Source organism: Pseudomonas sp. NPDC089406 (assembly GCF_044900265.1).
Classification (GTDB): domain Bacteria; phylum Pseudomonadota; class Gammaproteobacteria; order Pseudomonadales; family Pseudomonadaceae; genus Aquipseudomonas; species Aquipseudomonas fakonensis.
This window is the reverse complement of sequence record NZ_JBJDNC010000001.1, coordinates 99,154-123,499: the sequence shown is the minus strand read 5'-3', so window position 1 is coordinate 123,499 and position 24,346 is coordinate 99,154. Positions and strand designations below refer to the sequence as shown.

18 protein-coding genes and 1 pseudogene are annotated in these 24,346 nt (G+C 63.9%); 8 read left to right on the top strand and 11 right to left on the bottom strand.

Annotated features, from left to right (window positions below; translation table 11 throughout):
• Positions 1-2: 2 nt before the first annotated feature.
• The 3 genes from cyoA to hmpA all read right to left on the bottom strand — a co-directional run bounded on the left by cyoA (position 3) and on the right by hmpA (position 3,620).
• Positions 3-947 (bottom strand): ubiquinol oxidase subunit II, encoded by a 945-nt coding sequence (gene cyoA, locus ACI2KK_RS00560; RefSeq protein ID WP_404667493.1) that lies wholly within the window; start codon positions 945-947, stop codon positions 3-5.
• A gap of 560 nt (positions 948-1,507) precedes the next feature.
• Entirely contained in the window at positions 1,508-2,014 is a 507-nt protein-coding gene (locus ACI2KK_RS00555; protein ID WP_369988036.1) for a disulfide bond formation protein B, read from the bottom strand.
• 430 nt (positions 2,015-2,444) lie between these two features.
• Positions 2,445-3,620: an NO-inducible flavohemoprotein gene (gene hmpA / locus ACI2KK_RS00550; RefSeq protein ID WP_404667492.1), complete on the bottom strand. Its 1,176-nt coding sequence runs from the start codon at positions 3,618-3,620 to the stop codon at positions 2,445-2,447.
• A gap of 154 nt (positions 3,621-3,774) precedes the next feature.
• On the opposite strand from hmpA, the gene norR reads away from it, so the two are divergent.
• Positions 3,775-5,325, top strand: coding sequence for a nitric oxide reductase transcriptional regulator NorR (gene norR, locus ACI2KK_RS00545; protein WP_404667491.1), 1,551 nt, complete (start codon positions 3,775-3,777; stop codon positions 5,323-5,325).
• Between the two features lie 178 nt (positions 5,326-5,503).
• A complete protein-coding gene (locus tag ACI2KK_RS00540) occupies positions 5,504-6,403 on the top strand; it encodes a chemotaxis protein (protein ID WP_217840271.1) in 900 nt (299 codons plus the stop codon).
• A gap of 198 nt (positions 6,404-6,601) precedes the next feature.
• On the opposite strand, the gene ACI2KK_RS00535 is transcribed toward ACI2KK_RS00540, so the two are convergent.
• Positions 6,602-8,344, bottom strand: a complete 1,743-nt coding sequence (locus ACI2KK_RS00535) for an anti-phage dCTP deaminase (protein ID WP_404667490.1) — start codon at positions 8,342-8,344, stop codon at positions 6,602-6,604.
• Positions 8,345-8,534: 190 nt separating this feature from the next.
• Here ACI2KK_RS00535 and ACI2KK_RS00530 point away from each other — a divergent pair, with 190 nt between their 5' ends.
• Complete coding sequence (locus tag ACI2KK_RS00530) at positions 8,535-8,843, top strand: hypothetical protein (protein WP_404667489.1); 309 nt, start codon at positions 8,535-8,537, stop codon at positions 8,841-8,843.
• Positions 8,840-9,574: a YkgJ family cysteine cluster protein gene (locus tag ACI2KK_RS00525; RefSeq protein ID WP_404667488.1), complete on the top strand. Its 735-nt coding sequence runs from the start codon at positions 8,840-8,842 to the stop codon at positions 9,572-9,574. Before ACI2KK_RS00530 ends, ACI2KK_RS00525 begins: the two co-directional genes overlap by 4 nt.
• A gap of 267 nt (positions 9,575-9,841) precedes the next feature.
• On the opposite strand, the gene ACI2KK_RS00520 is transcribed toward ACI2KK_RS00525, so the two are convergent.
• The 7 genes and pseudogenes from ACI2KK_RS00520 to ACI2KK_RS00490 form a co-directional block, all read right to left on the bottom strand.
• On the bottom strand, positions 9,842-10,936 hold the full coding sequence (locus ACI2KK_RS00520) for a methyl-accepting chemotaxis protein (protein WP_404667588.1): 1,095 nt from the start codon (positions 10,934-10,936) through the stop codon (positions 9,842-9,844).
• 159 nt (positions 10,937-11,095) lie between these two features.
• Positions 11,096-11,425: pseudogene (locus ACI2KK_RS00515) on the bottom strand (PAS domain-containing protein); the annotation flags it as partial.
• 84 nt (positions 11,426-11,509) lie between these two features.
• A complete protein-coding gene (locus ACI2KK_RS00510) occupies positions 11,510-12,565 on the bottom strand; it encodes a fimbrial protein (RefSeq protein ID WP_404667487.1) in 1,056 nt (351 codons plus the stop codon).
• 34 nt (positions 12,566-12,599) lie between these two features.
• A complete protein-coding gene (locus ACI2KK_RS00505; protein WP_404667486.1) occupies positions 12,600-13,688 on the bottom strand; it encodes a fimbrial protein in 1,089 nt (362 codons plus the stop codon).
• Positions 13,685-16,192, bottom strand: a complete 2,508-nt coding sequence (locus ACI2KK_RS00500) for a fimbria/pilus outer membrane usher protein (RefSeq protein ID WP_404667485.1) — start codon at positions 16,190-16,192, stop codon at positions 13,685-13,687. The genes ACI2KK_RS00505 and ACI2KK_RS00500 overlap by 4 nt, the downstream gene beginning before the upstream one ends.
• A 31-nt stretch (positions 16,193-16,223) precedes the next feature.
• On the bottom strand, positions 16,224-16,952 hold the full coding sequence (locus ACI2KK_RS00495; RefSeq protein WP_404667484.1) for a molecular chaperone: 729 nt from the start codon (positions 16,950-16,952) through the stop codon (positions 16,224-16,226).
• A 72-nt stretch (positions 16,953-17,024) separates the two neighbouring features.
• Positions 17,025-17,573 (bottom strand): fimbrial protein, encoded by a 549-nt coding sequence (locus ACI2KK_RS00490; protein ID WP_404667483.1) that lies wholly within the window; start codon positions 17,571-17,573, stop codon positions 17,025-17,027.
• 273 nt (positions 17,574-17,846) lie between these two features.
• Here ACI2KK_RS00490 and ACI2KK_RS00485 point away from each other — a divergent pair, with 273 nt between their 5' ends.
• The 4 genes from ACI2KK_RS00485 (at position 17,847) to ACI2KK_RS00470 (ending at position 24,334) form a co-directional block, all read left to right on the top strand.
• Positions 17,847-19,025 (top strand): efflux RND transporter periplasmic adaptor subunit, encoded by a 1,179-nt coding sequence (locus ACI2KK_RS00485; RefSeq protein ID WP_404667482.1) that lies wholly within the window; start codon positions 17,847-17,849, stop codon positions 19,023-19,025.
• A complete protein-coding gene (locus ACI2KK_RS00480; RefSeq protein ID WP_404667481.1) occupies positions 19,022-22,114 on the top strand; it encodes a multidrug efflux RND transporter permease subunit in 3,093 nt (1,030 codons plus the stop codon). Before ACI2KK_RS00485 ends, ACI2KK_RS00480 begins: the two co-directional genes overlap by 4 nt.
• A 9-nt stretch (positions 22,115-22,123) precedes the next feature.
• Positions 22,124-22,795: a heavy metal response regulator transcription factor gene (locus ACI2KK_RS00475; protein ID WP_217886452.1), complete on the top strand. Its 672-nt coding sequence runs from the start codon at positions 22,124-22,126 to the stop codon at positions 22,793-22,795.
• A gap of 132 nt (positions 22,796-22,927) precedes the next feature.
• Positions 22,928-24,334 (top strand): heavy metal sensor histidine kinase, encoded by a 1,407-nt coding sequence (locus ACI2KK_RS00470; protein ID WP_404667480.1) that lies wholly within the window; start codon positions 22,928-22,930, stop codon positions 24,332-24,334.
• Positions 24,335-24,346 lie beyond the last annotated feature (12 nt).

Here is a 24,346-nt window from a genome sequence, read left to right as displayed (position 1 = left end):
TCTTACTCCTCTGCACCGGCAGCTGGTTGCGTACTCGATTCCACACCCTTGGTGGTGGCCAGATCTTTGCTGCCTGCTTCTTCGTGGACCGGCTTGCCGCGGTTCATGCCTTCGTACTTGTCGACGATCAGCTGGAACTGTTCAGGCGAAGCCTCGCTGTACAGCTCGACCGGGTTGTTTTTGCTTGCTTTGGCCAGGGCGTCGTAGGTGGCCTGGTCCAGCTTCTTCGGCGACTGCTTCACTTCGGCGACCCACTTGTCGAAGTCTTCCTGGGAAGTGGCATTTGCCTTGAATTTCATGCCGGTGAAACCTTCACCGCTGTAGTTGGCGGAGATACCGTCAAACACACCGTTCTCGTTGGCGATCAGGTGCAGTTTGGTGGTCATGCCGGCCATGGCGTAGATCTGGCCGCCCAGGCCCGGGATGAAGAACGAGTTCATCACGGCGTCCGAGGTCACACGGAAGTTGACCGGAACGTTGGCTGGGAAGTTGATCTGGTTGACCGTGGCGATGCCCTGCTCCGGGTAGATGAACAGCCACTTCCAGTCCAGTGCGACCACGTCGATCTGGATCGGCTTGACGTCCGAATCCAGCGGACGATACGGGTCCAGCTTGTGGGTGGAGTGGTAGGTGACGTAACCCAGGGCGATGATGATCAGGATCGGGATGATCCACACCGCGGCTTCGATCTTGGTCGAGTGCGACCAGTCGGGGGTGTAGGTGGCAGCCTTGTTGGAAGCACGGTACTTCCAGGCGAACACCACGGTCATGATGATCACGGGAATCACCACCAGCAGCATCAGGCCGGTGGCGATCAGGATCAGGTTCTTTTGCTCAATGCCGACCTGGCCCTTCGGGTCGAGCAGGGTCCAGTTGCACCCACTGAGTAAAAGCATGCCTAAAAAGGGCAATATGCCAAACAGTCTGGGGTAACGCTTTTTACTCATCTCACGACCTCTAGATCAGCTTGCTTCAATGCAATTTGTGTTTTGGTAGCCAACACTTCGTCCTGCCAAGTGCGGCAATTCGCGCCCGTACTCGCTCCTGCCCGGGGTCCGGCTGCAGGAACCTTGGCGTCAAGCGGGTTAGCGGTGCTTATGGTTTCGTAGGCAACAGGCCTGTACTTCAGACCAAGTCCATTTGGTGCGGGAAAACGCGGAGGGGGGTCCGCCCGGTATCGCCGTTGGGCGAAACTTGACGAAGTCAGCAAAAGGGAGCGCTGCGGCTTCCTTCAATCCTGCGACTCGCAAGCAGTGCCGAACGGAAATTGGGGGCGATTGTAGTGAGGTCGCCCACCCTTGACTATGACTTATTGAGCAACAGTCTTTTACAGAATACGTAACAATACTGCTCAAAAATTCAACTTCGCGACAGTTTGTCGCACCCCTTTCAGTAACCCTGAAACCCGCATCACGCAAGGCCCGGGGCATGACCCTGGTCAATCTTTCAGCGGGGTTTGTGCCTTATCCCGCGCTGCAATAGACCTGGGTCAAATGGGGACTTTGGTCTAACCGCGACGGCGGTTGCGGTAGATCCCCAGGGGTACCAGCACGGCAGTCAGGACGAAGGCCACCAAGGCCCATTGGGCGAGGGACAGGCCGAGGATCGGCGGGTAGGGGGTGGAGCAGAAGCCGTCGACCTGGAACGCCAGCGGCCACAGCTTGGCCAGGGGCAGGTCGTCGACGATCGGTTGCAGGGTGTCGATGCCGCAGCTGACCATCGGGTTGGCGAGTATATACACATGGTTGCCGGCCGCAACGATTCCGCCCACGGCGCTCAGTACCACCAGCACCTCGAAGACGGTCAGGCTGCGCCGCCCCGGCATGGCCGCGGCCAGGAAGGCGAAGATCGCGATGAACAGCAGCGCGTAACGCTGCAGGATGCACAGCGGGCATGGCGCCTCGCCGAGCACCACCTGCATGTAAAGTGCGCCGCCGATCAGCGCCAGGCAGATCACGCCCAGCAGCACCAGGAAGCGCCGCTCGCGGTTAAGGCGCGATGAGAGTTCGTTCATAGCCGATTCCTTCGAATGGAGAGTGGCAGCGCGGGCTGCCCGACGGGCGCCAAGTCTACACGCTGGAGTGGACCTGTGACTGCGTCGAGGAACGGTGAGCGCGGCTATCCATTGATGACCTAGGACCGGGCGGGCCGGTTTCGGTTCAACGCTGCACGTAAAAAACGCGGCAGCCCAAGCGCCGGACAGGGGCAGGCCCCTCGACACTCGGGAGTGAAGGATACAGTGATTAAAGGAGGATTAAAGATGAACGCGGGTGTAAGTGCGTTCATCTCTCTTTATATAGAAGAAGGTGCAGGCCTATGGGATTGTTGCCTGTCCCGGCCTCATCGCCGGCAAGCCGGCTCCTACAGGGGACGCACAACCTTCAAGCCTGCGCTGCACCTGTAGGAGCCGGCTTGCCGGCGATGAGGCCATCAGCCCCGACCAATCACTCCAGCGCCGCCGCCGGCCCGAAGAACTCGTAGCGGCTCTGCCCTTCCGGCACACCAACCGCCTTGAGCTGACGCTTGATCGCTGCCATGAAGCCCTTCGGCCCAAGGAAGTAGGCATCCACGTCACGCTCGCGCGGCAGCCACTCGGCCAGCAGGTCCTGGCTCAGCAGGCCCACGGCATCGGCCTGGTTGGCCGGGTCTTCGGCGTAGCAATAGAAGCGCTTGAGCTGCGGGTGACACGCTGCCAGGCCATCGACCCAGTCGCGGAACGCATGCACCGCACCGTCGCGCGCGCAGTGAATGAAGTGCACCGGGCGCTGGGTTTTCAGCGCGGCTTCGAGCATGGCCAGGGTCGGGGTGATGCCCACGCCGCCACTGATCAGCACCAGCGGCTTGTCGCTGGCAGCCAGGGTGAAGTCGCCGGCCGGCGGGAACAGCTGCAGGGTGTCGCCCACCATCAGCTCGTCATGCAGGTAGTTGGAGACCTTGCCGCCGGCCTCGCGCTTGACGCTGATGCGGTACTGCTCGCCATCGCACAGGGCCGACAGCGAATAATTGCGGCGCTGCTCGGCGCCATCGATGTCCAGCTTCAGGCCAATGTACTGGCCAGGCTCGGCCTTGAGTACCGGCTTGCCGTCCACCGGGGCGAAGTAGAACGAGACGATCTCGCGGCTTTCCTGCTCGCGGCGCACCAGGCGGAACTCGCGGGTACCGCGCCAGCCGCCGACGGCTTCTTCCTTCTGCTTGTACAGGGTCTCTTCGGCGCCGATGAGGATGTCGGCCAACTGGCCGTAGGCACCCGCCCAGGCGGCGATCACTTCAGGGGTGGCGATTTCCTTGCCCAGCACTTCCTCGATGGCGCGCAGCAGGCACTTGCCGACGATCGGGTAGTGCTCGGGGAGAATCTGCAGGGCCACGTGCTTGTTGATGATCTGCCCGACCAGGCCGCCGAGCTGCTCGAGCTGGTCGATGTGCCGGGCGTACATCAGCACGCCGTTGGCCAGGGCGCGCGGCTGGTCACCGCTGGCCTGGTGGGCCTGGTTGAACAGCGGGCGTACCTCGGGGTGCTCGCTGAGCATCATCTTGTAGAAGTGGGTGGTCAGCGCCTCACCGCCGCTTTCCAGCAGGGGCACGGTGGCTTTGATGATTGCACGTTGTTCGGCATTGAGCATTGCGACAACTCCTGAGCCTTTGGCTTCGAATGATTGCCTTGTGTATTTCAGAAATCGTGCCAACTTCAAAAGCCAATGAATTCAGGAGCTTTGCCTGGCGAGTGTCAAAATGACACACGCAAGCGTATAGTCATTACGACCAACAGGAGTCCATATGACTGCAAAGCCCCTGCTCACCGCCCTGCTCCCCCTGGTCAGCGACCTGTCCCGCGACCTGCCCGACCAGGAGCGCTACCGCCGCCTGCTGCAAGCCATGCGCGGCCTGCTGCCCTGCGATGCCGCGGCCTTGCTGCGCCTGGACGGCGAGTGGCTGGTGCCGCTGGCGGTGGACGGGTTGTCGGCGGACACCTTGGGGCGGCGCTTTCGGGTCAGCGAGCACCCGCGCTTCCAGGTGCTGCTGGGCAACCCCGAACCCACCCGTTTTCCCAGCGACAGCCCGCTGCCCGACCCCTACGACGGCCTGGTCAACGCCGAGCACGTCGACCTGGAGGTGCACGACTGCATGGGCTGCCCGCTGATGGTCGACGAGCAGCCCTGGGGCCTGCTGACCCTCGATGCGCTCACCCCCGGGCAGTTCCAGAGCCTGGAACTGGACGCCCTGCAGGCCTTCGCCAGCCTGGCCGCAGCCACCGTAACCGTGGCCGAACGCATCGAGCACCTGGCCCTGCGCGCCGAGGACGAGCACCAGCGCGCCGAGGTGTACCGCCAGGCCAGCGGCCAGGACCGCGAGCTGATCGGCCAGAGCAAGGCGCATAAACATCTGGTGGAGGAAATCCGCCTGGTGGGCGGCAGCGACCTGACCGTGCTGATTACCGGCGAGACCGGCGTGGGCAAGGAACTGGTGGCCCAGGCCCTGCACCGCGCCAGCCAGCGCGCCGACAAGCCGCTGATCAGCCTGAACTGCGCCGCGCTGCCCGACACCTTGGTAGAGAGCGAGCTGTTCGGCCATGTACGCGGCGCCTTCACCGGCGCCCATGGCGAGCGACGCGGCAAGTTCGAGCTGGCCAATGGCGGTACCTTGTTCCTCGACGAAGTCGGCGAGCTGCCGCTGGCGGTGCAGGCCAAGCTGCTGCGGGTGCTGCAAAGCGGGCAGTTGCAGCGCCTGGGCTCGGACCGCGAACACCGGGTGGACGTGCGCCTGATCGCCGCCACCAACCGCGACCTGGCCGAAGAGGTACGCAGCGGCCAGTTTCGCGCCGACTTCTATCACCGCCTGAGCGTGTACCCCCTGCAAGTGCCGCCGCTGCGCGAACGGGGCCGTGACGTGCTATTGCTGGCGGGGTATTTCCTCGAGCAGAACCGCTCGCGCCTGGGCCTGGGCAGCTTACGGCTGTCTGCCGAGGCGCAGCAGGCGCTGCTGGCCTATCAGTGGCCGGGCAACGTGCGCGAGCTGGAGCACCTGATCGGGCGTTCGGCGCTCAAGGCGCTGGGGCAACATGGGCAGCGGCCGAAGATTCTGACGCTGGAAGCAGCCGACCTGGACGTGCGCAGTGTCGCACCGGCTGCAACCGTGGCCGCCCCGCCTGTGCAAACACACCTGACGCTGCCCGAAGGCGGGCTGCGCGAGGCTGTGGATGAGTACCAGCGGCAAGTGGTTGAGGAGTGTCTGAAGCGCCATGGCGACAACTGGGCGTCGGCCGCCCGGGAGCTGGGGCTGGACCGGGCGAACCTGAGCCGGCTGGCCAAGCGCCTGGGGCTGCGCTGAAAAAGCATCGCCGGCAAGCCGGCTCCTACAAGGCTGTGCGAACCCTGTAGGAGCCGGCTTGCCGGCGATAGGGCCCTGGCAGGCAATAGCATTCCCCGGTTACAACTTCACCTAAAGCCACTGGCCCCCAGGCCGATAACCCGGCATCCTCCCCGACATTTAATACCGAAGGTCGCCCATGGCCACGCAAAACGCCCGCGCGGACTCGCTGTCCCTGCTGCTGTTCACCCTGCGCAGCGGCAAGCTGATGGCAATCAACCTGCTCAAGGTCAGCGAAATCATCCCTTGCCCGCCGCTGACCAAGCTGCCCGAGGCGCACCCGCACGTCAAAGGCGTGGCCACCCTGCGCGGCAACTCGCTGTCGGTCATCGACCTGTCCCGCGCCATCGGTGAAATGCCCCTGGCCGACCCCGATGGCGGCTGCCTGATCGTCACCGAGATCAGCCGCTCGCGCCAAGGCCTGCACGTGCAGGCGGTGAGCCGCATCGTCCATTGCCTGAGCACCGACATCAAGCCGCCGCCATTCGGCTCGGGCAACCGCTCGTTCATCACTGGCGTAACCCGGGTCGACAACACCCTGGTGCAGGTGCTGGACATCGAAAAGGTCATCCACGGCATCGCCCCGCCACAGCCCGAGCCGCACCCAGGCGAGGTCGGCGAAGAAGACGCAAGCCTGCTGGCTGCGGCCAACATCCTGGTGGTGGACGACAGCCAGGTGGCGCTGCAACAGTCGGTGCACACCCTGCGCAACCTCGGTATCGAGTGCCACACCGCGCGCAGCGCCAAGGATGCGATCAACGTGCTGCTGGAGCTGCAAGGCACCGAGCGGGAGATCAACATCATCGTCTCGGACATCGAAATGTCCGAGATGGACGGCTTCGCCTTTACCCGCACCCTGCGCGAAACCCCGGACTTCCAGCACCTTTACATTCTGCTGCACACCTCGCTGGACAGCGCCATGAGCGGCAACAAGGCCAAAGAGGCCGGGGCCAACGCCATCCTCACCAAGTTCAGCTCGCCAGAGCTGACCGACTGCCTGGTGGTGGCGGCCCGCGCTGTGGTGTTTGCCGAGCGCTGAAAGCCAGAAAGCAAAGAGCCATGCAAGTGCATGGCTCTGTGGCTACTGGACGACTACTTCGGCGGCTGTGGCCGGGACGGTGAGGCCAATCTGGAAACGACGGGCTCACGGTTAGGGGCTTTCAGGGCCTCCCGCTTCCACGATGGCCACTGCTCGACTTTCTCACGGCACTCATCGAGATAACGAAGAAATTCCTCTTTACTTCCGCTCATCGGAACCTCCTTTCAAATACATTGACAACGTTTGTCCAGCAATGGCCTCGCGATCAATATATGAGCAAGGCAGCATCTGGGTGCGCAATTTAGCATCTGCTTCAGTCCAGTCAACCCTTTGCCCGTCCTCGGTCTTACGTATGACAGCGTAGCCGCTCCCCAGGCTCATTGAGAAGAGGTCGAAGAAACTTCTTGGCCCTACACCGATGAACGCGTCAAAAAATACACCTTTACCTGAGCGTTCCAGCGAAATCGAATCAGAGTGAAACTTCTGCGCTTTACTTTTTGGGTAAGGCTCGACATACACCACACGATCCACGCCTGCTGCAATAATATGCTTCGCGCAGTTATGGCAAGGGTAGGTTGTGCAGTACAACGTACTGTGGACCGCACTGACCCCGACCCTCAGGGATGATAACAGCGCTTCCATTTCAGCATGCACGACTCGACCGTACTCAGTAATATCTTTTATTCCACTATTTTTTATCAAAGGCGCTACTTCATCTCGGTAGTGCTCAGGCAATGAGCGGATGATCGCTTCTACAATTTCCTTTTTTTGCATGGCGTTAGAGTCTTCACCACGTTTGTAATCTCTCCCGTCCGGGGCATCACCTATTTCATGCGCCGCGTTTTTAGTCGGCCAGTAGAGGCCGCCCCCGCTCTTCGGCACATCATTAGCCCCCGTTGCGATAATACAATCGTCTTTGGTCAATACCGCGCCCACCTGCCGTGACAGGTCAGCAGACCTTAGTGACGCGGAAAATGCCATGAACATTGCATACTCATCAAAGGTCGGGGTCACATACGGTCTTCCAAACAACAGATCGAGAATCCGCCAAACCTGCTTTTTCAACGCGTCATGATTACCGTCATAGCTGACAAAGAAATCAGACAAGTGGTAAGTGTCCCGAGTATGCTGCCCGTGGGGCTCCTTTTCGTTTTCATCCCTTGAGATCAGGTCCGCAGCCTGATCCTTGGTTAATCGCAAGTCCTCCACGAGGTAACGGCTGCGGCGCTCATGGTCAGCATGCACACCGATCAAGAAGAACCCCCCTGCATATATCTTTCGTAACCGCTGTACCTCAAACGGTGTTTTCAGCGAGTTAATCAAGTAGGCCTGCCTGCGGGGCTCCGCCTGCCCCCTCAATTGACCGATGGCAGCCGCTGCGCCGAGCGCCAGTATCGAGTTATCGCCTGATACCTCGCGCAATCGATTACCCTCACGCATGTATCCATCAATGCGTTCAAGGCTATGTTCAAATACTGGAACATTTCCGATCTTTTCAATCACATCGCTGGATATACGGATAGCATGAGACTTGTAGCGAAATGCCTTGAGTCGCTCTTCGACAATTTGGCAAACCACTTTCAAATCAGTCCCCAGGGCGCCAACGAACCCCAGCACCAACTCCGAGTCGGTATACGAGTCATCCAGAAAGGACATGTTCATGAAATCTGGAACTTGCGCCAGGCTCTTGATGAGCTGCCCTGCATCAGGCATGGTTTCACCGCCATCTGACAAGGTGCCCCGAACCAATTGCTCCAGCTCCAATGCCGGCTCCAGCTTCCCCTGAAAACTCAGCTCCCCGCTGCCTGGAAACCAGCACATCACCCCGCCACTGTGGCTACGAAACTCGTACTGATTCGGATTAAGCTCTGCCCAATCACCAACATTCGCCAGCACTTCCAGACGCTGCTGCAACTGTAGAAACGTCCCGTCGAAACGCATTCCATGCCCTCTCGGTTTACACCCCCGTCGAAACTCCTGTAGGTATAGCCACGATTTTCTGTCTTTCCAGCTCAGGCAACGATTGGTAATGAAGCTTCGATTTTAGAATAGAGACAGATAAAAAATGTAAGAAAATTATTACCTTGCGTAGACCCAATGGAAAGGCATAATTCCGTCTCCTGGTAAGGACATGCCCATGCTACGTTTGATACTGCTCAGCTTTACATTAATGACCGCTTGCGCCCACGCCTCCAGCACCCAGGCCTGGAACGACCAGCGCCAGCACATGCTCAAGGCTTGCCTGAAGGCCAGCCAGTTCAAGGATGCCCACGCCCTGGGCAAACCTGCCGAATTCGACGACCAGGTCGGCTACAGCGCCCTGTTGATCGAGGGCGTGTACCCGCAAAAGCACATGAACAACGCTACCGGCACCGAGTTGTGCCTGTATGACCGCCAGCGCCAGCAGGCCTTCGTCACCGAGTGGGCCGCCGGCAAGTGAGCGACAGCATCCGTTTCGGCTGTACCGGCTGCGGCAAGTGCTGCACTGGCCACCATGTGCCGCTGACCCTCGCCGAAGCGGGCCAGTGGGCGCGCGCCGGGGGCCAGGTGATCGTGCTGATCGAAGGCTTCATGGCCGACGGCCCAGGCATGCCGCCCGAGCAACGCGAACACGTGCTGCGCCGCTCCCACCCGGTGCCCTGCGGCACAGGCGAGCTGCGCGTGTCGGTGACCTTCGCCGCGTTCAACCCGGGGCGCTGCCGCAACCTCGACGCAGACGATTTGTGCAGCATCTATGCAAGCCGCCCGCTGGTGTGCCGCATCTACCCGGCCGAAATCAACCCGCACCTGCCGCTGCGCCCCGAGAGCAAGGACTGCCCCCCTGAAGCCTGGGAGCAGGGGCCTGAGTTGATCCATGGCGGGCTGTTGCAGGACGCCGAACTGCGTGGGCTGATCGAGGCCTCGCGTCAGGCCGACCGTGAAGACATCGCCAGCAAGGTTGCCATCTGCCAGGCGCTGGGCATCACCACCAGTGCACTGAAGGGTAATGGGTTCACCGCCTGGCTGCCGGACATGGGGGCGTTTGCATCGGCGCTGGAGGCAGTGCCTGTGGATAACCCCGTGCAGTGGCAGGTGCATGTGGTAGCGGATGAATTGACTGGCAGCCTGCGAGGGCATGGGTTGCAGACTACCGCCGAAACGCCGGTGTATTACGCCTTCATCGGCTTCTGAGCCAATTTTCAAACGCACCGCATACCCTGTGGGAGCGGCTTTAGCCGCGAAGCAAGCGACGCGGTGAATGGCACCGGCTTCGCCGGTGTTCGCGGCTAAAGCCGCTCCCACAGGTACCGCGCCTGTTTCGCACCTCGTGCGATCCTGTGGGAGCGGGTTTACCGGAGTGCCGGACCACCGCGAAGCAGACGACGCGGTGCCCAGTTTTAGAGATTGAGCAAGACAGTTGCTCCCAGAGACCGTAGTTCTGCCCCGCGATAGCCTCCCTCACTGGCACCTGCGCCAGAACTCATCCGCCAAGCGCCGCAGGTCCTGCGCCAGGTGCGCCACGTCGCTGGCGCTGCCGTGGCTGCGCTGCCCCACCTGCACCGTCGCCTCGCTGGCCTGGCGGATGCTGATGATGTTGCGGTTGATGTTCTCGCTGACCTGGCTCTGCTGCTCCACCGCCGCAGCAATTTGCAAACTCATCTCGTTGATCTGGTTGACCCGCACGCTGATGCTGTCCAGCGCATCACTGGCCAATTGCGCCTGCTCGACGCTGTGCCCGGCATGGGCGCTGCTCTCGCGCATCACCTGCACCGCCGCGCGGGCGCCGTCCTGCAAGGCGCTGATCATGTGCTGAATGTCGTGAGTGGACTGCGCGGTGCGCTTGGCCAAACCGCGGACCTCGTCGGCCACCACCGCAAAGCCACGGCCCTGATCGCCGGCCCGCGCCGCCTCGATGGCGGCGTTGAGCGCCAGCAGGTTGGTCTGCTCGGCAATGCCGCGGATCACATCGAGCACCCCGGAAATCTCGCTGCTGTGGCTTTCCAGCTGCTGGATCACCTCGCCGGCCTCCAGCAACGAGCCGGCCAGGTCCTGAATCGCACAGCGGTTGCGGTCCACCAGTTGATGCCCAGCCTGGGTCTCGCCCTCGGCCTGGTCGGCGGCCATCGAGGCCATCTGCGCACTGCTGGCCACCTGGGCCACGCTGGCGCTCATCTGGTGGATGGCAGTGGCCACCTGGTCGGCCTCGCTCTGCTGCTCCAGGCTGTTGGCATGGCTGCTGTGCAGCGCCTCTACCAGCGAGCCGGAATGCCCGGCCAGGCGTGATGAGGTATCACCAATGCGCCCGACCACCGCCCCCAATTGCGCCTTGAGCATGCGCATGGCGAACTCGATCTGGCCCAGGCCGTCGCGCCGGCCTGTGTATAAAAGCTGGCTCAACGGGTTGTCGGCAATTGCCAGGGCCTGGCGGCGCAGGCGCTCATAGGGGCGCAGCAACAGCAGGATGGCAAGAGCCGCAAGCCCCGCCACGGCGAGTACCTCAACCAATGACAGCAGCAGCGGCGCCCCTGCCCACCATTGCCCCGCGCCGATCACCAGCGCTGCGACCCCCGCCACCGCCAGCGACAGCCGGGTTGCCAGGCCCGCCACCGGCAAGCGCTCGCGCCAGCTGCGCCGCCCTGCACGCAGCCGGGCATAGCAGGCCTCGGCAGCCGCCACCTGTTTTCTGCCGGGCTTGGTGCGCACCGACTGATACTCCAGCGCCTGCCCGCCACTGCTGATGGGCGAAACGAACGCACTGACCCAATAATGGTCGCCGTTCTTGCAGCGGTTCTTCACCAGCCCCATCCAAGAACGCCCGGCCTTGAGCGCCTGCCACATCTGCGCGAAGGCCTGGGGCGGCATGTCCGGGTGGCGGACCAGGTGATGGGGCTGGCCCAGCAACTCGTCGCGGGTAAAGCCGCTGACCTGCATGAACACGTCATTGGCGTAGGTGATGCGGCTGTCCAGGTCGGTGGTGGAAAGAATGTTGGCGTCGCCGGGGTAATCCACTTCGCGACCGGTAACGGGCAAATTGCACTTCATCGGAGGCTCTCGTTGTTGTTGGGTACAATCGGCAGGGCGCTCGAGATTAGTGGCAATTGGCAATCAACTTTTGACCTGGCTCAATCATTTGTAGGTCAGGGTGAAGCTCAGCGAGGCGTTGGCCACGCCTGCCGTGGGGGCACGGTCGGCCAACTGGATGTAGCGGGCGGCAAACGGGATTTCGAAGTCGCCATCGGCGAACTGGAAGATCGGCACCTCCTCGCTAAGGCGCACGGGCGTCCTGTCATATTGCAATACCTGAACCCCCACCCCGGTCGCATCGGATTCACTGTTCAGGCCGATGATGCCCTGCGGGGCGTCCAGCACGGGCGAACCGTTGCGAGGGTCCAGGCGCAGGTAGGCGGTCGGGGAGTTGCCAGGCACCTCCCCACCCACGCAGTTACGCAAGGATATGACGAACTCCCGGCTCTCGGTGAAGCTGCCCGCCCCTGCAAACTGCGCAACTTGCCAGGTGCCCATCGGCACTCGAACCTGCTGCGAAGGAGAGCCTGGCAAACCGCATTGCGCAACGTTCAGCGTACCGCCGGTAAACACCAGCTCCAGCACCCGGCCGCTGCGACTGCTGGTGAACGTAGCGAGGGTCAGCCCATTCAGCGATTGCGGCCCCATGCCCGGGTCGATGGGACCTACCTTGACCAGGCGGTAGTCATACACAAACGAACTGAGGAATGGCACCCTGATGGTCGAACCCTCCTGCACGGGCCTGACGATCTCCCGGTGCGGCACGCCCATGCCATTGCGCCCCTGGCCTGGAATGTATTGCCAGTAACCACTGTGGGTGCCCAGGCTTGTCGCTACCACCAGGGCGACATTGGGGATCCCGATGTGCAGCAACACCTCACCTGGGTTTACCCAGGGGGAGCCTTCTTCCTGGCGCAACGGTGTGGTGACTTCGAAGGTTGTCTCCTGAGGGCATTCGATGCGCTCGATGGAGAGTTTCACTGTCTGGAAGCCGCCACCGACCGGGTAGATCACGGTGCCAACCGGGGCATCGCGCCCCACCACCAGGTTGCCAGGGTCCAGAGAAACCCGCTGCAAGAAGCCAGCGGGAAACTCACAGGCCAGGGCCTGCAATGGCAGGTACAGGCCTGTAAGCGTTGCCAGTTTGCGTAAATTCATACTACTACGCCTCTGCAGAACAGCCGATTCAGGGTCACTTGTAGGTCAGGGTGAAGCCCACTGATGCGTTGGCCACCCCGCCCACAGGGGTATCCTTGCCGACCTGGATATAACGGGCAGCCATGGGGATCTGGATATCGCCGTTGCGCATGCGGACCATCTGCACTTCCTCGGTCAGCGGCATGGGCGTGAGGTCGTCCTTGAGTACCTGCACACCCACGCCAGTTGCGTCCGAGTCGCTGTTCAGGCCGAGGATGCCGCGCTGGGCATCGAGCACGCTGGAGCCGTTGCGAGGGTCCAGGCGCAGGTGGGCAAAATTACGATTCTCGTAGCTGGTACCCGCCTGGCAAGCCTCCAGCGCAACGTTGAACGACATCGTGTCGGTGACGCTGCCTTCACCCCGGAACTGGCCGGTGCGCCAAGTGCCCATCGGCACCGTGATCTGCTTGCCAGGCCCCGCAGGAAGCCCACACATGGCTTCGTCCAGCGCTCCGCTGGCGATCACGATATCCAGCACCTTGCCATGGGTGCTGCTGGTAAATTCCACCAGGGTGTGCCCGGCAAGCGACTGCGGCCCCATGCCGGGCTGCGTCGGGCCGATCTTGATCAGGCGGTAGAAAAGCCACACGCTGCCGATGCGTGCAGTTTCACTATTAGTCTGGGTGGCGACATAGGGCACGCCAAAATTTCGATGCCCTTGGGCTGGAACGAAGTTCCAGAACTCAGTTCTCCCTCCTCCCATCATGTGCGCCGAAACCACAAGCCCGATACCTGGAATTCTGGTTTGCAGGATGACCTCACCGGCCGGTACCAAGGGTGAGTTATGAATCTGCGGCAGTGGTGTCATCGCCTCGATCCGAGAACCAGTGGGGCAGTCATAACGCCCATTACCACTCGGTGGGCCGAAGCCCGCTTCGTCAAAAATCCAGCGGGTGATCTCAGTACCGATCGGTGCATCCCGTCCTACGAAAATCGTGCCTGGGTTGACTTCCATTCGATGAAAGAAACCCGCCGGAAAGTTACAGGCGACCGCCTGCAGCGGTAGCCACAAGCTGATGACTGTTAGGCACACCCCGCCGAACTTCATAAACACCTTCATTGATTTCTCCCAAACGTTGTTCACGACGAGCTGCTCGAACGGCCATTCATCGCCATATCCCCTGCACGGCAGACGCCCTGCTGCTCTCGGTAACCCACCGCCGGCGGCGCTTCGCTGACGACCAGCAATACCTGGCAGCGCTGGTCGGCGGTCTTGCCCCAGCGCACGGTCACAGCGCCTGTATCACCCTCGAGCGCCAGCAGCACCTGGCCTCCCGGCCCCACCACACCCACCGTTCGCTGTTCGCCATCCACCACCTGCGCCCCGAACGGCGGCAGCCCGCCATCTTCCAGCCGCAGGTTCAACAACACCTTCTCCACCCGCTGCGCGGCGAACTCGGCCTTGACCACCGCACCCCGTCGCGGCACCACATTGGTGACGCCGTTTTCTACTTCGGTGCTGTGGTCCAGCCCGCTGGTATCGAGGCTCACGCGGTTCTTGCGATAGGGCGTCAGATAAGGGATCAGCGCATAGCCGCTGCTGTCGGTACGGGTGCCCGGCGCGTTGGCCAGCCCTACTCCTGGAGTGTCGGCCACATGCACCAGGCCCAGGGTTTCGCCCAGGGTCTGGCCCAGGGCGATGCCGCCGCCATGGGCCAGCAGCGAGCCCGAGGCACTGACATTGACCTGCTGGTAACGCTCGCCGGCGCTTACACCAGCGCCTAGTTGCGCGAACGGCGCCAGGTAGTTGAGCGAGGCCGAGCCGCTGCCCCCGGAGCGCTCGGCGTGGCTTGCATCCACCGCGTAATTGAGGTGCCCGGAGCGGCCCCGGTAACCGGCACGCTGGTCGTAGCTGCCGTCGTTGTTGCGGGTCAGCGCCAGGGTGCCGCTGCTGCCGCCGCCCAGCGGTATCGACACGTTGAAACTGATGAAGCTGGACTGGCCGAACGAGTCCACCAGGCTCTTGCTGGCGTACAGGCCATAGCTCACCCCGCGGTGCACGGTGTTGACGCCCAACTGCAACTGGCGCTCGCGGCGCGAGGTGTTCCAGTAGTCCTGCTGGCTGAGGTTCAGGTACAGCGAGGTATTGCCGAAGTTCTGGTTGATACTGGCCTGCACCCGGCTGCGCTTGGTCATGCGGTTGAAGTCATCGCCCTGGTGCTGCCATACCGCCTCGCTGAAATCGCGGTAGCCCTCGGTGGAATAGCGGTAGCCGGCGAAGCGCACCGAGGTGCCGGTGGCGAAGGCCTTGCCGTAGCGAATGCCATAGCTGCGGCCCTGGTCGGTGCGCCCGTCGCGGCCTTCGGTGCGGGCCTGGGTCAGGTCCAGCGAGATGGCGCCTAGGCTGCCCAGGTTCTTGCCCAGGCCAAGCTGTGTGGCGCGGTAGAAATCGTTGCCCAGCACACCGCCAGACAAGGTGTAGTCATAGGGCAGGCCGTAGGCCAACGTGGCCTGGGCCAGCCCCGGGCGATTGCCGTTTTCATCGACGCCGTTGTACTCGCCGAAGGTCAGGCCATAGCGCCAGGTGTTCTCGCGCAGCAGGTTGCCAAGCGTCGCGTAGGGCTGGGTGAAGCGCCGCTCGCGGCCATCGGCCTCGGTGATGATCACCTCAAGGTCGCCGCTGCCGCTGGAGGCGTTGAGGTCGTTGATCTCGAACGGCCCGGGCGGCACGTAGGTGGTGTACAGCGAGTAGCCGTTATGGCGCACCTCGACCCGCGCACGGGTTTCGGCCACGCCGCGAATCACCGGCGCGTAGCCCTGCATCGAGTCGGGCAGCATGCCGATGTCGCTGGCCAGCTGCACGCCGCGAAACGGCAGGCTGTCGAACACGTCACCGGCGGTGAAGCTCTCGCCCAAGGTGAAGGTGCCGAGGCTGCCGGGCAAGTCGGTTTGCGCGTAGCTGGTCGAACGCTGCCACTGGCGGCGGTTGTTCTGGTCCTGGGTGTAGCTGCCGTTGGAGCGCAGGCGCCAGCCGGCGAGGTTCAGGCCGCCATTGAGGTACAGGCTGAACTGGTTGTGGTCACCCTGCCCTGCCGTGTGCCCTTGCGAGCCGGTGAACTGATAGTTGAGCAAGCCGGCGTTGATGCCGGCGTCCCATTCTTCGGGTGCCACGTAGCCCGCTGCGTCGCGGCGCAGGGCCACCTGCGGCACGCTGATGTCCAGCGCCAGGTAGGCCGGGTCGAAGGTTACCAAGGCGCCTTCGACCGCCTGCTGCAGGTCGACGCAATCCAGCGCATCCAGTTCGTGCTGGTCGATGAACGCCGCCAGCTTCACGCCCATGGCCTCGAGCATCGCTGGGCTCAGGCAGGCACGCACCTCGCCGTTGCCGGCATCGTCAAAGCGCAGTTCGCGGCGGTCGTAGAAGCTCTGGTTCAGGCGGATGGTCACCTGGTGCAGGCCTGGCGGAACCTGGGCGTTGTGGGCAATGGCCTCGAGGTCCAGGTTGGGGCCGGCCGAGCCGCCGCCAAAGGGCTGCATGAAGCTGCTGTCGAACATCGCCGCCTGGGCAACCGGCAGGCCGGCACCGAACACACAGGCAAGCAGGGTCGGGCCGCAGGCGCTGAGCCTGCGGCAGGAAGAATTGGGCATTGCGGTTACTCGATCAGAGGGCGGGCGCCAGTCAGCGCGTAGCGGTAAGGCTGACCCGTTCGGGCTTGGTGTAGCCGCCGTAGTCGTTGATCACCGAGAACTCGACGCTGTTCGGCGTCCAGCCCAGGCGCGGGGCGATGGCGTACTGGCGGGTGGAGAACGGCGCCACCATCACCGGCTTGTCGATTTCGCTGTCGCGCCCGCCGTCGGCCACCTTGATATGGATGAACGAGACATGGAACGGCGTTGGGTTGTGCACCTGCAGGCGCGACTCGCCGGCCTCCTGGCGGATGGCCCATTCCAGCCGTGGCAGGGCCTCGAGCAGGCTGCCCTGCAGGCCCTTGGGGCGGTAGAACAATTTGATGCGGGTGCGCAGGGCGATCTTCAACGTGTTGCCGTCGTCGTTGCTGGCAGCGGGGATTTCCTGGGCGTTGAAATAGAACACCGACTCGCGGTCGGTCGGCAGGTTGTGCGCGGTCGGTACGATGCGCACCATCTGCTCCTTCATGGCATCCAGCCGAAACAGCGGCGGCGTGGCAATGAACGGCGCGGTGATGGCGTGGTCGTCTTCTTCGGTGTTGATCCAGGCCTGCACGGCGTAGGGTTTGTCGGTGCCGTTGCCGGCGGTGATCGATGCATCGCGCTTGCTGGCATCGAAGATGATACGCGTGCCGCTCAGGGTCACCCCGGCCTGCGCCGTGGGCAACAGCGCCAGCAACAGCGCGCCGGCCAGCCACCTGTGTGAATGCGTGCGGAACATCGCAGCCCCCTTTTTTACAAGGTGAGTTTCAAGGTGAGCCGCGCCCTGCACGGGGCGCGGCTGCAGCCCGGTTTACTGGATGTTCACGGTGAACTGCGCCTTGGCGTTGGCAGGGCCCGGGGTGGCCGCGCCGGTGGCGATGTAGTTGGCAGTGAAGCGCAGCGGCTGGCTGAGGTTGGCGTACTCGGCGGACGGCTCGGAAATCGGCAGTTCGGTGCCGCTGAAATCGCGCAGTTGCACTGCCACATTGCTGGCGGCACCGGCCACCGGCTCCAGCGCCAGCCACTGGCCGGCAGCACCGGCGGAGCCTGTGATCGGCAGGAAGGTTACGGTGGCGGCCTTGCCGGTGATGTCACAACCTGGGTCGGTATCGTTGACTTGCAGGGTGAACGAGCCACCGCCAGCCACGTCGCCGGCCTTGGCCAGGCTGCTTACCGGCACTTCGTCACCGAGCTTGACCACGCCCTTGGCACCGCCGGTGCCGTTGCCCACTTCGATGGCGCAGGTGCTGTTGACGATGCTGCCTTCAAAGCTGATTTCGCCGTCGGCGGCCTGTGCGAACTGGGCCGCGCCCATCAATGCCACTGCGGCGGCCAGGCCGCTCAAGGTTACCTTTTTCATGGATGCTCCCTTTATGATGCTGCGCACGTTGCGCCTTGATGATTCGTGCAACGGCAACCGTGAGTGGCTGCCGGGTACGAGGGGCATCATGCCGAAGCTGGCAAGGCGCTCCATGGCGAAACGGAGCAAGCACAAGGGAACGATTTCCCAAGCGAACTGCGAAATTTCCTCAACGCTTGTAATACTGACAGCGCTGACAGCCAGCGGTCACCCTGGCGACCCGATCGGCGCGCTATAAGACACTGTCCCCCTCCCCTACCCGGCCACCGCCACATGACCCGACCCTTGCCCCGCAAAGCCCTGATCCTGCTGCTCGTCGTCGCCCTCGGCGCCACCGCCTGGTGGCTGCGCCCGACCGCAGGCACCGCGCACAAGCCTGCTGCCGCCATCCCGGTGCGGGTGGTTGGTGTGGCCCAGCAGGATGTGCCGCGCTACCTCGGTGCCATCGGCTCGGTGCTGTCGCTGCACAGCGTCGAGGTGCGCCCGCAGGTCGAAGGCGTGCTGACCCAGGTGCTGGTGAAGGAAGGGCAGTGGGTGAAACAGGGCGACCTGCTGGCCACCCTGGATGACCGGGCAATCCGCGCGCAACTAGACCAGGCCCGCGCACAACTTGGCCAAACCCAGGCGCAACTGCAGGTGGCGCGGGTCAACCTCAAGCGCTACCAGTTGCTGAGCAGCGATGACGGCGTGTCGAAGCAGACCCTCGACCAGCAGCAGGCGCTGGTGAACCAGTTGCAGGCCACCATTACCGGCAACCAGGCAGCCATCGACAACACCGCTGTACAGCTCAGCTATACGCAGATCCGCTCGCCGGTGAGCGGCCGGGTGGGCATTCGCAACGTCGACCCGGGCAACCTGGTGCGCACCAGCGACACCCAGGGCCTGTTCAGCGTGACCCAGATCGACCCGATTGCCGTGGAGTTTTCCCTGCCCCAGCAAAACCTGCCGACCCTGCACAAACTGCTCGAAGCCGCCACGCCCGCCGAAGTGGAGGCGTTCATGGATGCCGACGGCGAACGCAGCCTGCTGGGCAAGGGCCACCTGGCATTGATCGACAACCAGGTGTCGGCCAACACCGGCACGGTGCGGGTAAAAGCCGAGTTCGACAACAAGGACGGCCACCTGTGGCCCGGCCAACTGGTGACCGTGCGCCTGCTCACGGCGGTGGAGCAGAACGCCCTGGTGGTGCCGCCGCCGGTGGTGCAGCGCAGCATCGACGGGCACTTCGTCTACCGGCTGGACGGTGACAAGGTCACCAGCGTGCCGGTGAAGGTGCTGTACCAGGACAGCGCGCTGAACGTCATTGATGGCGTGAAGCCAGGGGACTGCCTGGTCCTCGATGGCCAGTCGCGGCTAAAACCAGGAAGCCAGGTTGAAACCAGCGGACAGTGCGCCGAACCGCAGCGCCTGGCCGATGGCAATCGCGCAAACGACGCGGAGCCGCAGCCATGAACACCCGCAACGGCGTCTCGGCCTGGTGCATCGACCACCCCATCGCCACCCTGCTGCTGACCTTCGCCCTGGTGCTGCTGGGCGCCATCGCATTCCCGCGTTTGCCGGTGGCGCCGCTGCCCGAAGCCGACTTCCCGACCATTCAGGTCACCGCGCAACTGCCCGGCGCCAGCCCCGAAACCATGGCCTCGTCGGTGGCCACCCCGCTGGAGGTGCAGTTCAGCGCCATCCCCGGCATGACCCAGATGACCAGCAGCAGCGCCCTGGGCTCGACCAACCTGACCTTGCAGTTCACCCTCGACAAGAACATCGACACTGCCGCGCAGGAAGTGCAGGCGGCAATCAACACCGCCACCGCGCGCCTGCCCCAGGACCTGCCCAGCCCGCCGACCTGGCGCAAGGTCAACCCGGCCGACAGCCCGGTGCTGATCCTCACCGTAAGCTCGGCGCAAATGCCCGGCAACCAGCTCAGCGACTACGCCGAAACCTTGCTTGCGCGCCAGCTCAGCCAGATCGACGGGGTCGGCCTGATCAACATCACCGGCCAGCTGCGCCCGGCCATCCGCGTGCAGGCGCAACCGGAAAAGCTTGCCGCCATCGGCCTCACGCTCGCCGACATCCGCCAGGCCATCCAACAGACCAGCCTGAACCTGGCCAAGGGCGCGCTGTATGGCGAGCACAGCGTGTCGACCATCGCCGCCAACGACCAGCTGTTCCACCCCGAGGACTACGCCCGGCTGATCGTCAGCTACCGCAACGGCGCGCCGGTGCACCTGAGCGATGTGGCCAAGGTGGTGGACGGCGCCGAGAACGCCTACGTCAAGGCCTGGTCCGGTGAGCAGCCAGGGCTCAACCTGGTGATCTTCCGCCAGCCGGGGGCCAACATCGTCGACACCGTCGACCGGGTGATGGCCGAGCTTCCGCGCTTGCAGGGCATGCTGCCGAGTGCCATCGAGGTGTCGGTGCTGCAGGACCGCACGCAAACCATTCGCGCCTCGCTGCACGAGGTGGAGCTGACCTTGCTGATCGCCGTGGTGCTGGTGATCGGGGTGATGGCGCTGTTCCTGCGCCAGTGGTCGGCAACCCTGGTGGTGTCCAGCGTGCTGGGGGTGTCGCTGATCGCCAGCTGCGCGCTGATGTACGTGCTGGGTTTCAGCCTGAACAACCTCACCCTGGTGGCCATCGTCATTTCGGTGGGCTTTGTGGTGGACGACGCCATCGTGGTGGTGGAGAACATCCACCGCCACCTCGAGGCCGGCGACGACAGCCGCACAGCCGCGCTGAAGGGCGCCGGCGAAATCGGCTTCACCGTGGTGTCGATCAGCTTCTCGCTGATCGCCGCGTTCATCCCGTTGCTGTTCATGGGCGGCGTGGTGGGCCGGTTGTTCAAGGAGTTCGCCCTGACTGCCACGGCGACCATCCTGATTTCCGTGGTGGTGTCGCTGACGCTTGCGCCGACCCTGTGCGCGCTGTTCATGCGCAAGCCGCCCCATGAACAGCACGACGGTTTTGGCCAGCGCCTGGTGCGCTGGTACGAAAAGGGCCTGAACAAGGCCCTGGCACACCAGCGCATCACCCTCGGTGTGTTCGGCATCACCCTGGCCCTGGCGGTGGCGGGTTATGTCGGCATCCCCAAAGGCTTCTTCCCGCTGCAGGATACCGGGTTCATCCTCGGCACCAGCGAGGCGGCGGCGGATGTGTCGTACCCGGCGATGATCGAGAAGCACCAGGCGCTGGCGAAGATTATCGAAGCCGACCCGGCAGTGCGCGCGTTCTCCCATTCGGTGGGGGTCACCGGCAGCAACCAGACCATCGCCAACGGCCGCTTCTGGATCGCCCTCAAGCCGCGCGGCGAACGCGACGTGTCGGCCAGCGAGTGGATCGACCGCATGCGCGCCAAGCTGGCCCAGGTGCCGGGCATCGTCCTGTACCTGCGCGCCGGCCAGGACATCAACCTGAGCTCCGGCCCTTCGCGCACCCAGTACCAGTACGTGCTCAAGAGCAACGACGGCGTGGCGCTGAACCTGTGGACCCAACGCCTGACCGAGCGCCTGCGGCAGATCCCGGCGTTTCGCGACCTGTCCAACGACCTGCAGTTGGGGGCCAGCGTCACCCGCATCGACATCGACCGCCAGGCCGCGGCGCGCTTCGGCCTGACCACCACCGACGTCGACCAGGCGCTGTACGACGCCTTCGGCCAGCGGCAGATCAGCGAGTTCCAGACCGAAACCAACCAGTACAAGGTGATTCTCGAACTGGACGCCCGCCAACGCGGCAAGGCCGAGAGCCTCAACTACTTCTACCTGCGCTCGCCGCTGTCGGGCGAGATGGTGCCGCTGTCGGCCCTGGCGCATGTTGCCGCGCCCAGCACCGGGCCGCTGTCGATCAGCCATGACGGGCTGTTCCCGGCCGCCAACCTGTCGTTCAACCTGGCGCCAGGCGTGGCCCTGGGTGATGCAGTGCAAATACTCGAACGCACCCAGCGCGAACTGGGCATGCCCGACTCGATTGCCGGCAACTTCCAGGGCGCAGCCCAGGCGTTCCAGAGCTCGCTTGCCAGCCAGCCGTGGCTGATCCTGGCCGCGCTGGTGGCGGTGTACATCATCCTCGGCGTGCTCTACGAGAGCTTCGTGCACCCGCTGACCATCATCTCCACCCTGCCCTCGGCGGGCCTGGGCGCGCTGATACTGCTATGGGCGATGGGGCAGGACTTCACCATCATGGGGCTGATCGGCGTGGTGCTGCTGATCGGCATTGTCAAGAAGAACGGCATCCTGCTGATCGACTTCGCCCTGGAAGCCCAGCGCCACCACGGCATGACCCCGGAGCAGGCGATTCACCAGGCGTGCCTGGTGCGTTTTCGCCCGATCATCATGACCACCCTGGCCGCGCTGCTTGGCGCGGTGCCGCTGATGTTCGGCTTTGGCGCCGGCGCCGAGCTGCGCCAGCCGCTGGGTATCGCGGTGGTCGGTGGCCTACTGGTCAGCCAGGCGCTGACGCTGTTCACCACCCCGGTCATATACTTGGCCCTGGAGCGCCTGTTCCACCGCCGCCGGGCTATCACCGCCCCCGCGCCGACCGCCAGTTGAGGCAAGACCATGCGTGTGCTGATCATCGAAGACGAAGAGAAAACCGCCGACTACCTGCATCGCGGCCTCAGTGAGCAAGGCTTCACCGTGGACCTGGCGCGGGACGGCATCGACGGCCTGCACCTGGCGCTGGAAGGCGACTACGCGGTGATCGTGCTCGACGTGATGCTGCCGGGCCTGGACGGCTACGGCGTGCTGCGCGCGCTGCGGGCGCGCAAGCAGACACCGGTGATCATGCTCACCGCCCGCGAGCGGGTCGAGGACCGCATCCACGGCCTGCGCGAAGGCGCCGACGACTACCTGGGCAAGCCGTTCTCGTTCCTCGAACTGGTCGCCCGCCTGCAGGCCCTGACCCGCCGCAGCGCCAGCCACGAGCCGCTGCAGGTTCAGGTGGCGGACTTGTGGATCGACCTGATGGCGCGCAAGGCCACCCGCGCAGGCCAGCGCCTGGAACTGACGGCCAAGGAGTTCTCGCTGCTCAGCGTGCTGGCCCGCCGGCAGGGCGAAATATTGTCCAAAACGGCGATTGCCGAGCTGGTCTGGGACATCAACTTCGACAGCGACGCCAATGTGGTGGAGGTGGCCATCAAGCGCCTGCGCGCCAAGCTCGACGGGCCGTTCGACAACAAGCTGCTGCACACCATCCGGGGGATGGGCTATGTCCTCGAAAACCGCGCCTGAGATCGGTATCGCCGGGGCCGCTATGCGGCCCTTTCGCGACGCAAGGCCGCTCCTACAGGAGATCGCGGTCACCTGTAGGAGCGGCCTTGCGTCGCGAAAGGGCTGCGCAGCAGCCCCAAAGGCAGGCGCCCAATGAGCACTTTTCACAAAAAGCACGGCAACTCCATCGCCCTGCGCCTGTCGCTGCTGTTCACCCTGGTCGCCCTGGCGGTGTTCGTGCTGATCGGCAGCGCCCTGTACCGCCAGGTCGACCGCAGCCTCGACATGCTCCCCCAGGCCGAACTGGACGCGCGCTTCAGCGTGCTGGAGTCGGCGCTGAACCGCTACGGCACCGCCGAGCACTGGGCCAAGATCCACAACAAGCTCAACCTGCTGGCCGAAGAAGACCGGCGCATCCGCTTCTGGGCGGTAGGCAGCGACCCGGCCTTCGAGTACGGCCACCCCAGCGAGCTGGTACGCGCCTTCGCCGAAGGCCCGCCGGGCATGCGCGACCTGCGCCTGCCCGAACACCCCTACCCGTACAAGGTGCTGCTCAGCGAGCTGCCGGCCCTGGGCGAGCGCCCGGCGCTGCGCTTTCTGATCGGCATCGACACCGAGACCTTCTGGCAGGCCCAACACAGCCTGCTGGTGGCCATCGTCGGCCTGGCGGCGCTGGGTGTGCTGCTGGCTTCGCTGCTGGGCTACTGGGTGGCGCGCGTCGGCCTCAAGCCGTTGCAGGCGCTGTCGGATGAAGCCCAGCAACTGGCACCGCCGCGCCTGGACGGGCGCCTGCAAACCCAGCACCTGCCACCGGAGCTTGCGCAGTTCGCCGGGGCTTTCAATGCGGCGCTGGAGCGGGTCAGCCAGGCCTATTCGCAACTGGAAGCCTTCAACGCCGACGTGGCCCACGAGCTGCGCTCGCCGCTGACCAACCTGATCGGCCAGACCCAAGTGGCACTGACCCGCGGGCGCAGCGCCGAGCATTACTTCGAGGTGCTGCAATCGAACCTCGAAGAGCTGGAGCGCCTGCGCAGCATCATCAACGACATGCTGTTCCTGGCCAGCGCCGACCAGGGCAGCAAGGCCACCGCGCTGAGCGTCGCCTCGCTGGCCGGTGAAGTGGCCACCACCCTGGACTACCTCGACTACATCCTCGAGGACGCCCAGGTGCAGGTGCAGGTCAGCGGTGATGCCGAGGCGCTGATCGAAAAGGCGCAACTACGCCGGGCCCTGATCAACCTGCTGAACAACGCCGTGCAGCACAGCGCGCCGCAGGCGCTGATCCAGGTGCGCATCGAAACCCATGGCCGGCAGGTGAGCATCGCCGTGAGCAACCCCGGGCCGGGCATTGCCGAGGAGCACCTGGCCTTGCTGTTCGAGCGCTTCTACCGGGTGGATGCCGCCCGCGCCAACAGCGGCGGCAACAACCACGGGCTGGGGCTGGCCATCGTCAAAGCCATCGCCTTGATGCATGGCGGCAGCGTTTTCGTGCGCAGCGAGGGCGGCGCCAATACCTTCGGCATCAGCCTGCCGAGCGTCAACTACGCGGGTTTGCGGTAAAAACAGGGCATT

What these genes read in the sequence shown, in the direction of transcription:
- norR (WP_404667491.1), top strand. Translation starts at nt 3,775, where the DNA reads ATGACTGCAAAGCCCCTGCTCACCGCCCTGCTCCCCCTGGTCAGCGAC.
- ACI2KK_RS00475 (WP_217886452.1), top strand. Translation starts at nt 22,124, where the DNA reads ATGCGTGTGCTGATCATCGAAGACGAAGAGAAAACCGCCGACTACCTG.
- ACI2KK_RS00495 (WP_404667484.1), bottom strand. Translation starts at nt 16,952, where the DNA reads ATGTTCCGCACGCATTCACACAGGTGGCTGGCCGGCGCGCTGTTGCTG.
- ACI2KK_RS00510 (WP_404667487.1), bottom strand. Translation starts at nt 12,565, where the DNA reads ATGAATTTACGCAAACTGGCAACGCTTACAGGCCTGTACCTGCCATTG.
- ACI2KK_RS00490 (WP_404667483.1), bottom strand. Translation starts at nt 17,573, where the DNA reads ATGAAAAAGGTAACCTTGAGCGGCCTGGCCGCCGCAGTGGCATTGATG.
- ACI2KK_RS00555 (WP_369988036.1), bottom strand. Translation starts at nt 2,014, where the DNA reads ATGAACGAACTCTCATCGCGCCTTAACCGCGAGCGGCGCTTCCTGGTG.
- ACI2KK_RS00535 (WP_404667490.1), bottom strand. Translation starts at nt 8,344, where the DNA reads ATGCGTTTCGACGGGACGTTTCTACAGTTGCAGCAGCGTCTGGAAGTG.
- ACI2KK_RS00485 (WP_404667482.1), top strand. Translation starts at nt 17,847, where the DNA reads ATGACCCGACCCTTGCCCCGCAAAGCCCTGATCCTGCTGCTCGTCGTC.
- ACI2KK_RS00480 (WP_404667481.1), top strand. Translation starts at nt 19,022, where the DNA reads ATGAACACCCGCAACGGCGTCTCGGCCTGGTGCATCGACCACCCCATC.
- cyoA (WP_404667493.1), bottom strand. Translation starts at nt 947, where the DNA reads ATGAGTAAAAAGCGTTACCCCAGACTGTTTGGCATATTGCCCTTTTTA.
- ACI2KK_RS00500 (WP_404667485.1), bottom strand. Translation starts at nt 16,192, where the DNA reads ATGCCCAATTCTTCCTGCCGCAGGCTCAGCGCCTGCGGCCCGACCCTG.
- ACI2KK_RS00540 (WP_217840271.1), top strand. Translation starts at nt 5,504, where the DNA reads ATGGCCACGCAAAACGCCCGCGCGGACTCGCTGTCCCTGCTGCTGTTC.
- ACI2KK_RS00470 (WP_404667480.1), top strand. Translation starts at nt 22,928, where the DNA reads ATGAGCACTTTTCACAAAAAGCACGGCAACTCCATCGCCCTGCGCCTG.
- hmpA (WP_404667492.1), bottom strand. Translation starts at nt 3,620, where the DNA reads ATGCTCAATGCCGAACAACGTGCAATCATCAAAGCCACCGTGCCCCTG.
- ACI2KK_RS00530 (WP_404667489.1), top strand. Translation starts at nt 8,535, where the DNA reads ATGCCCATGCTACGTTTGATACTGCTCAGCTTTACATTAATGACCGCT.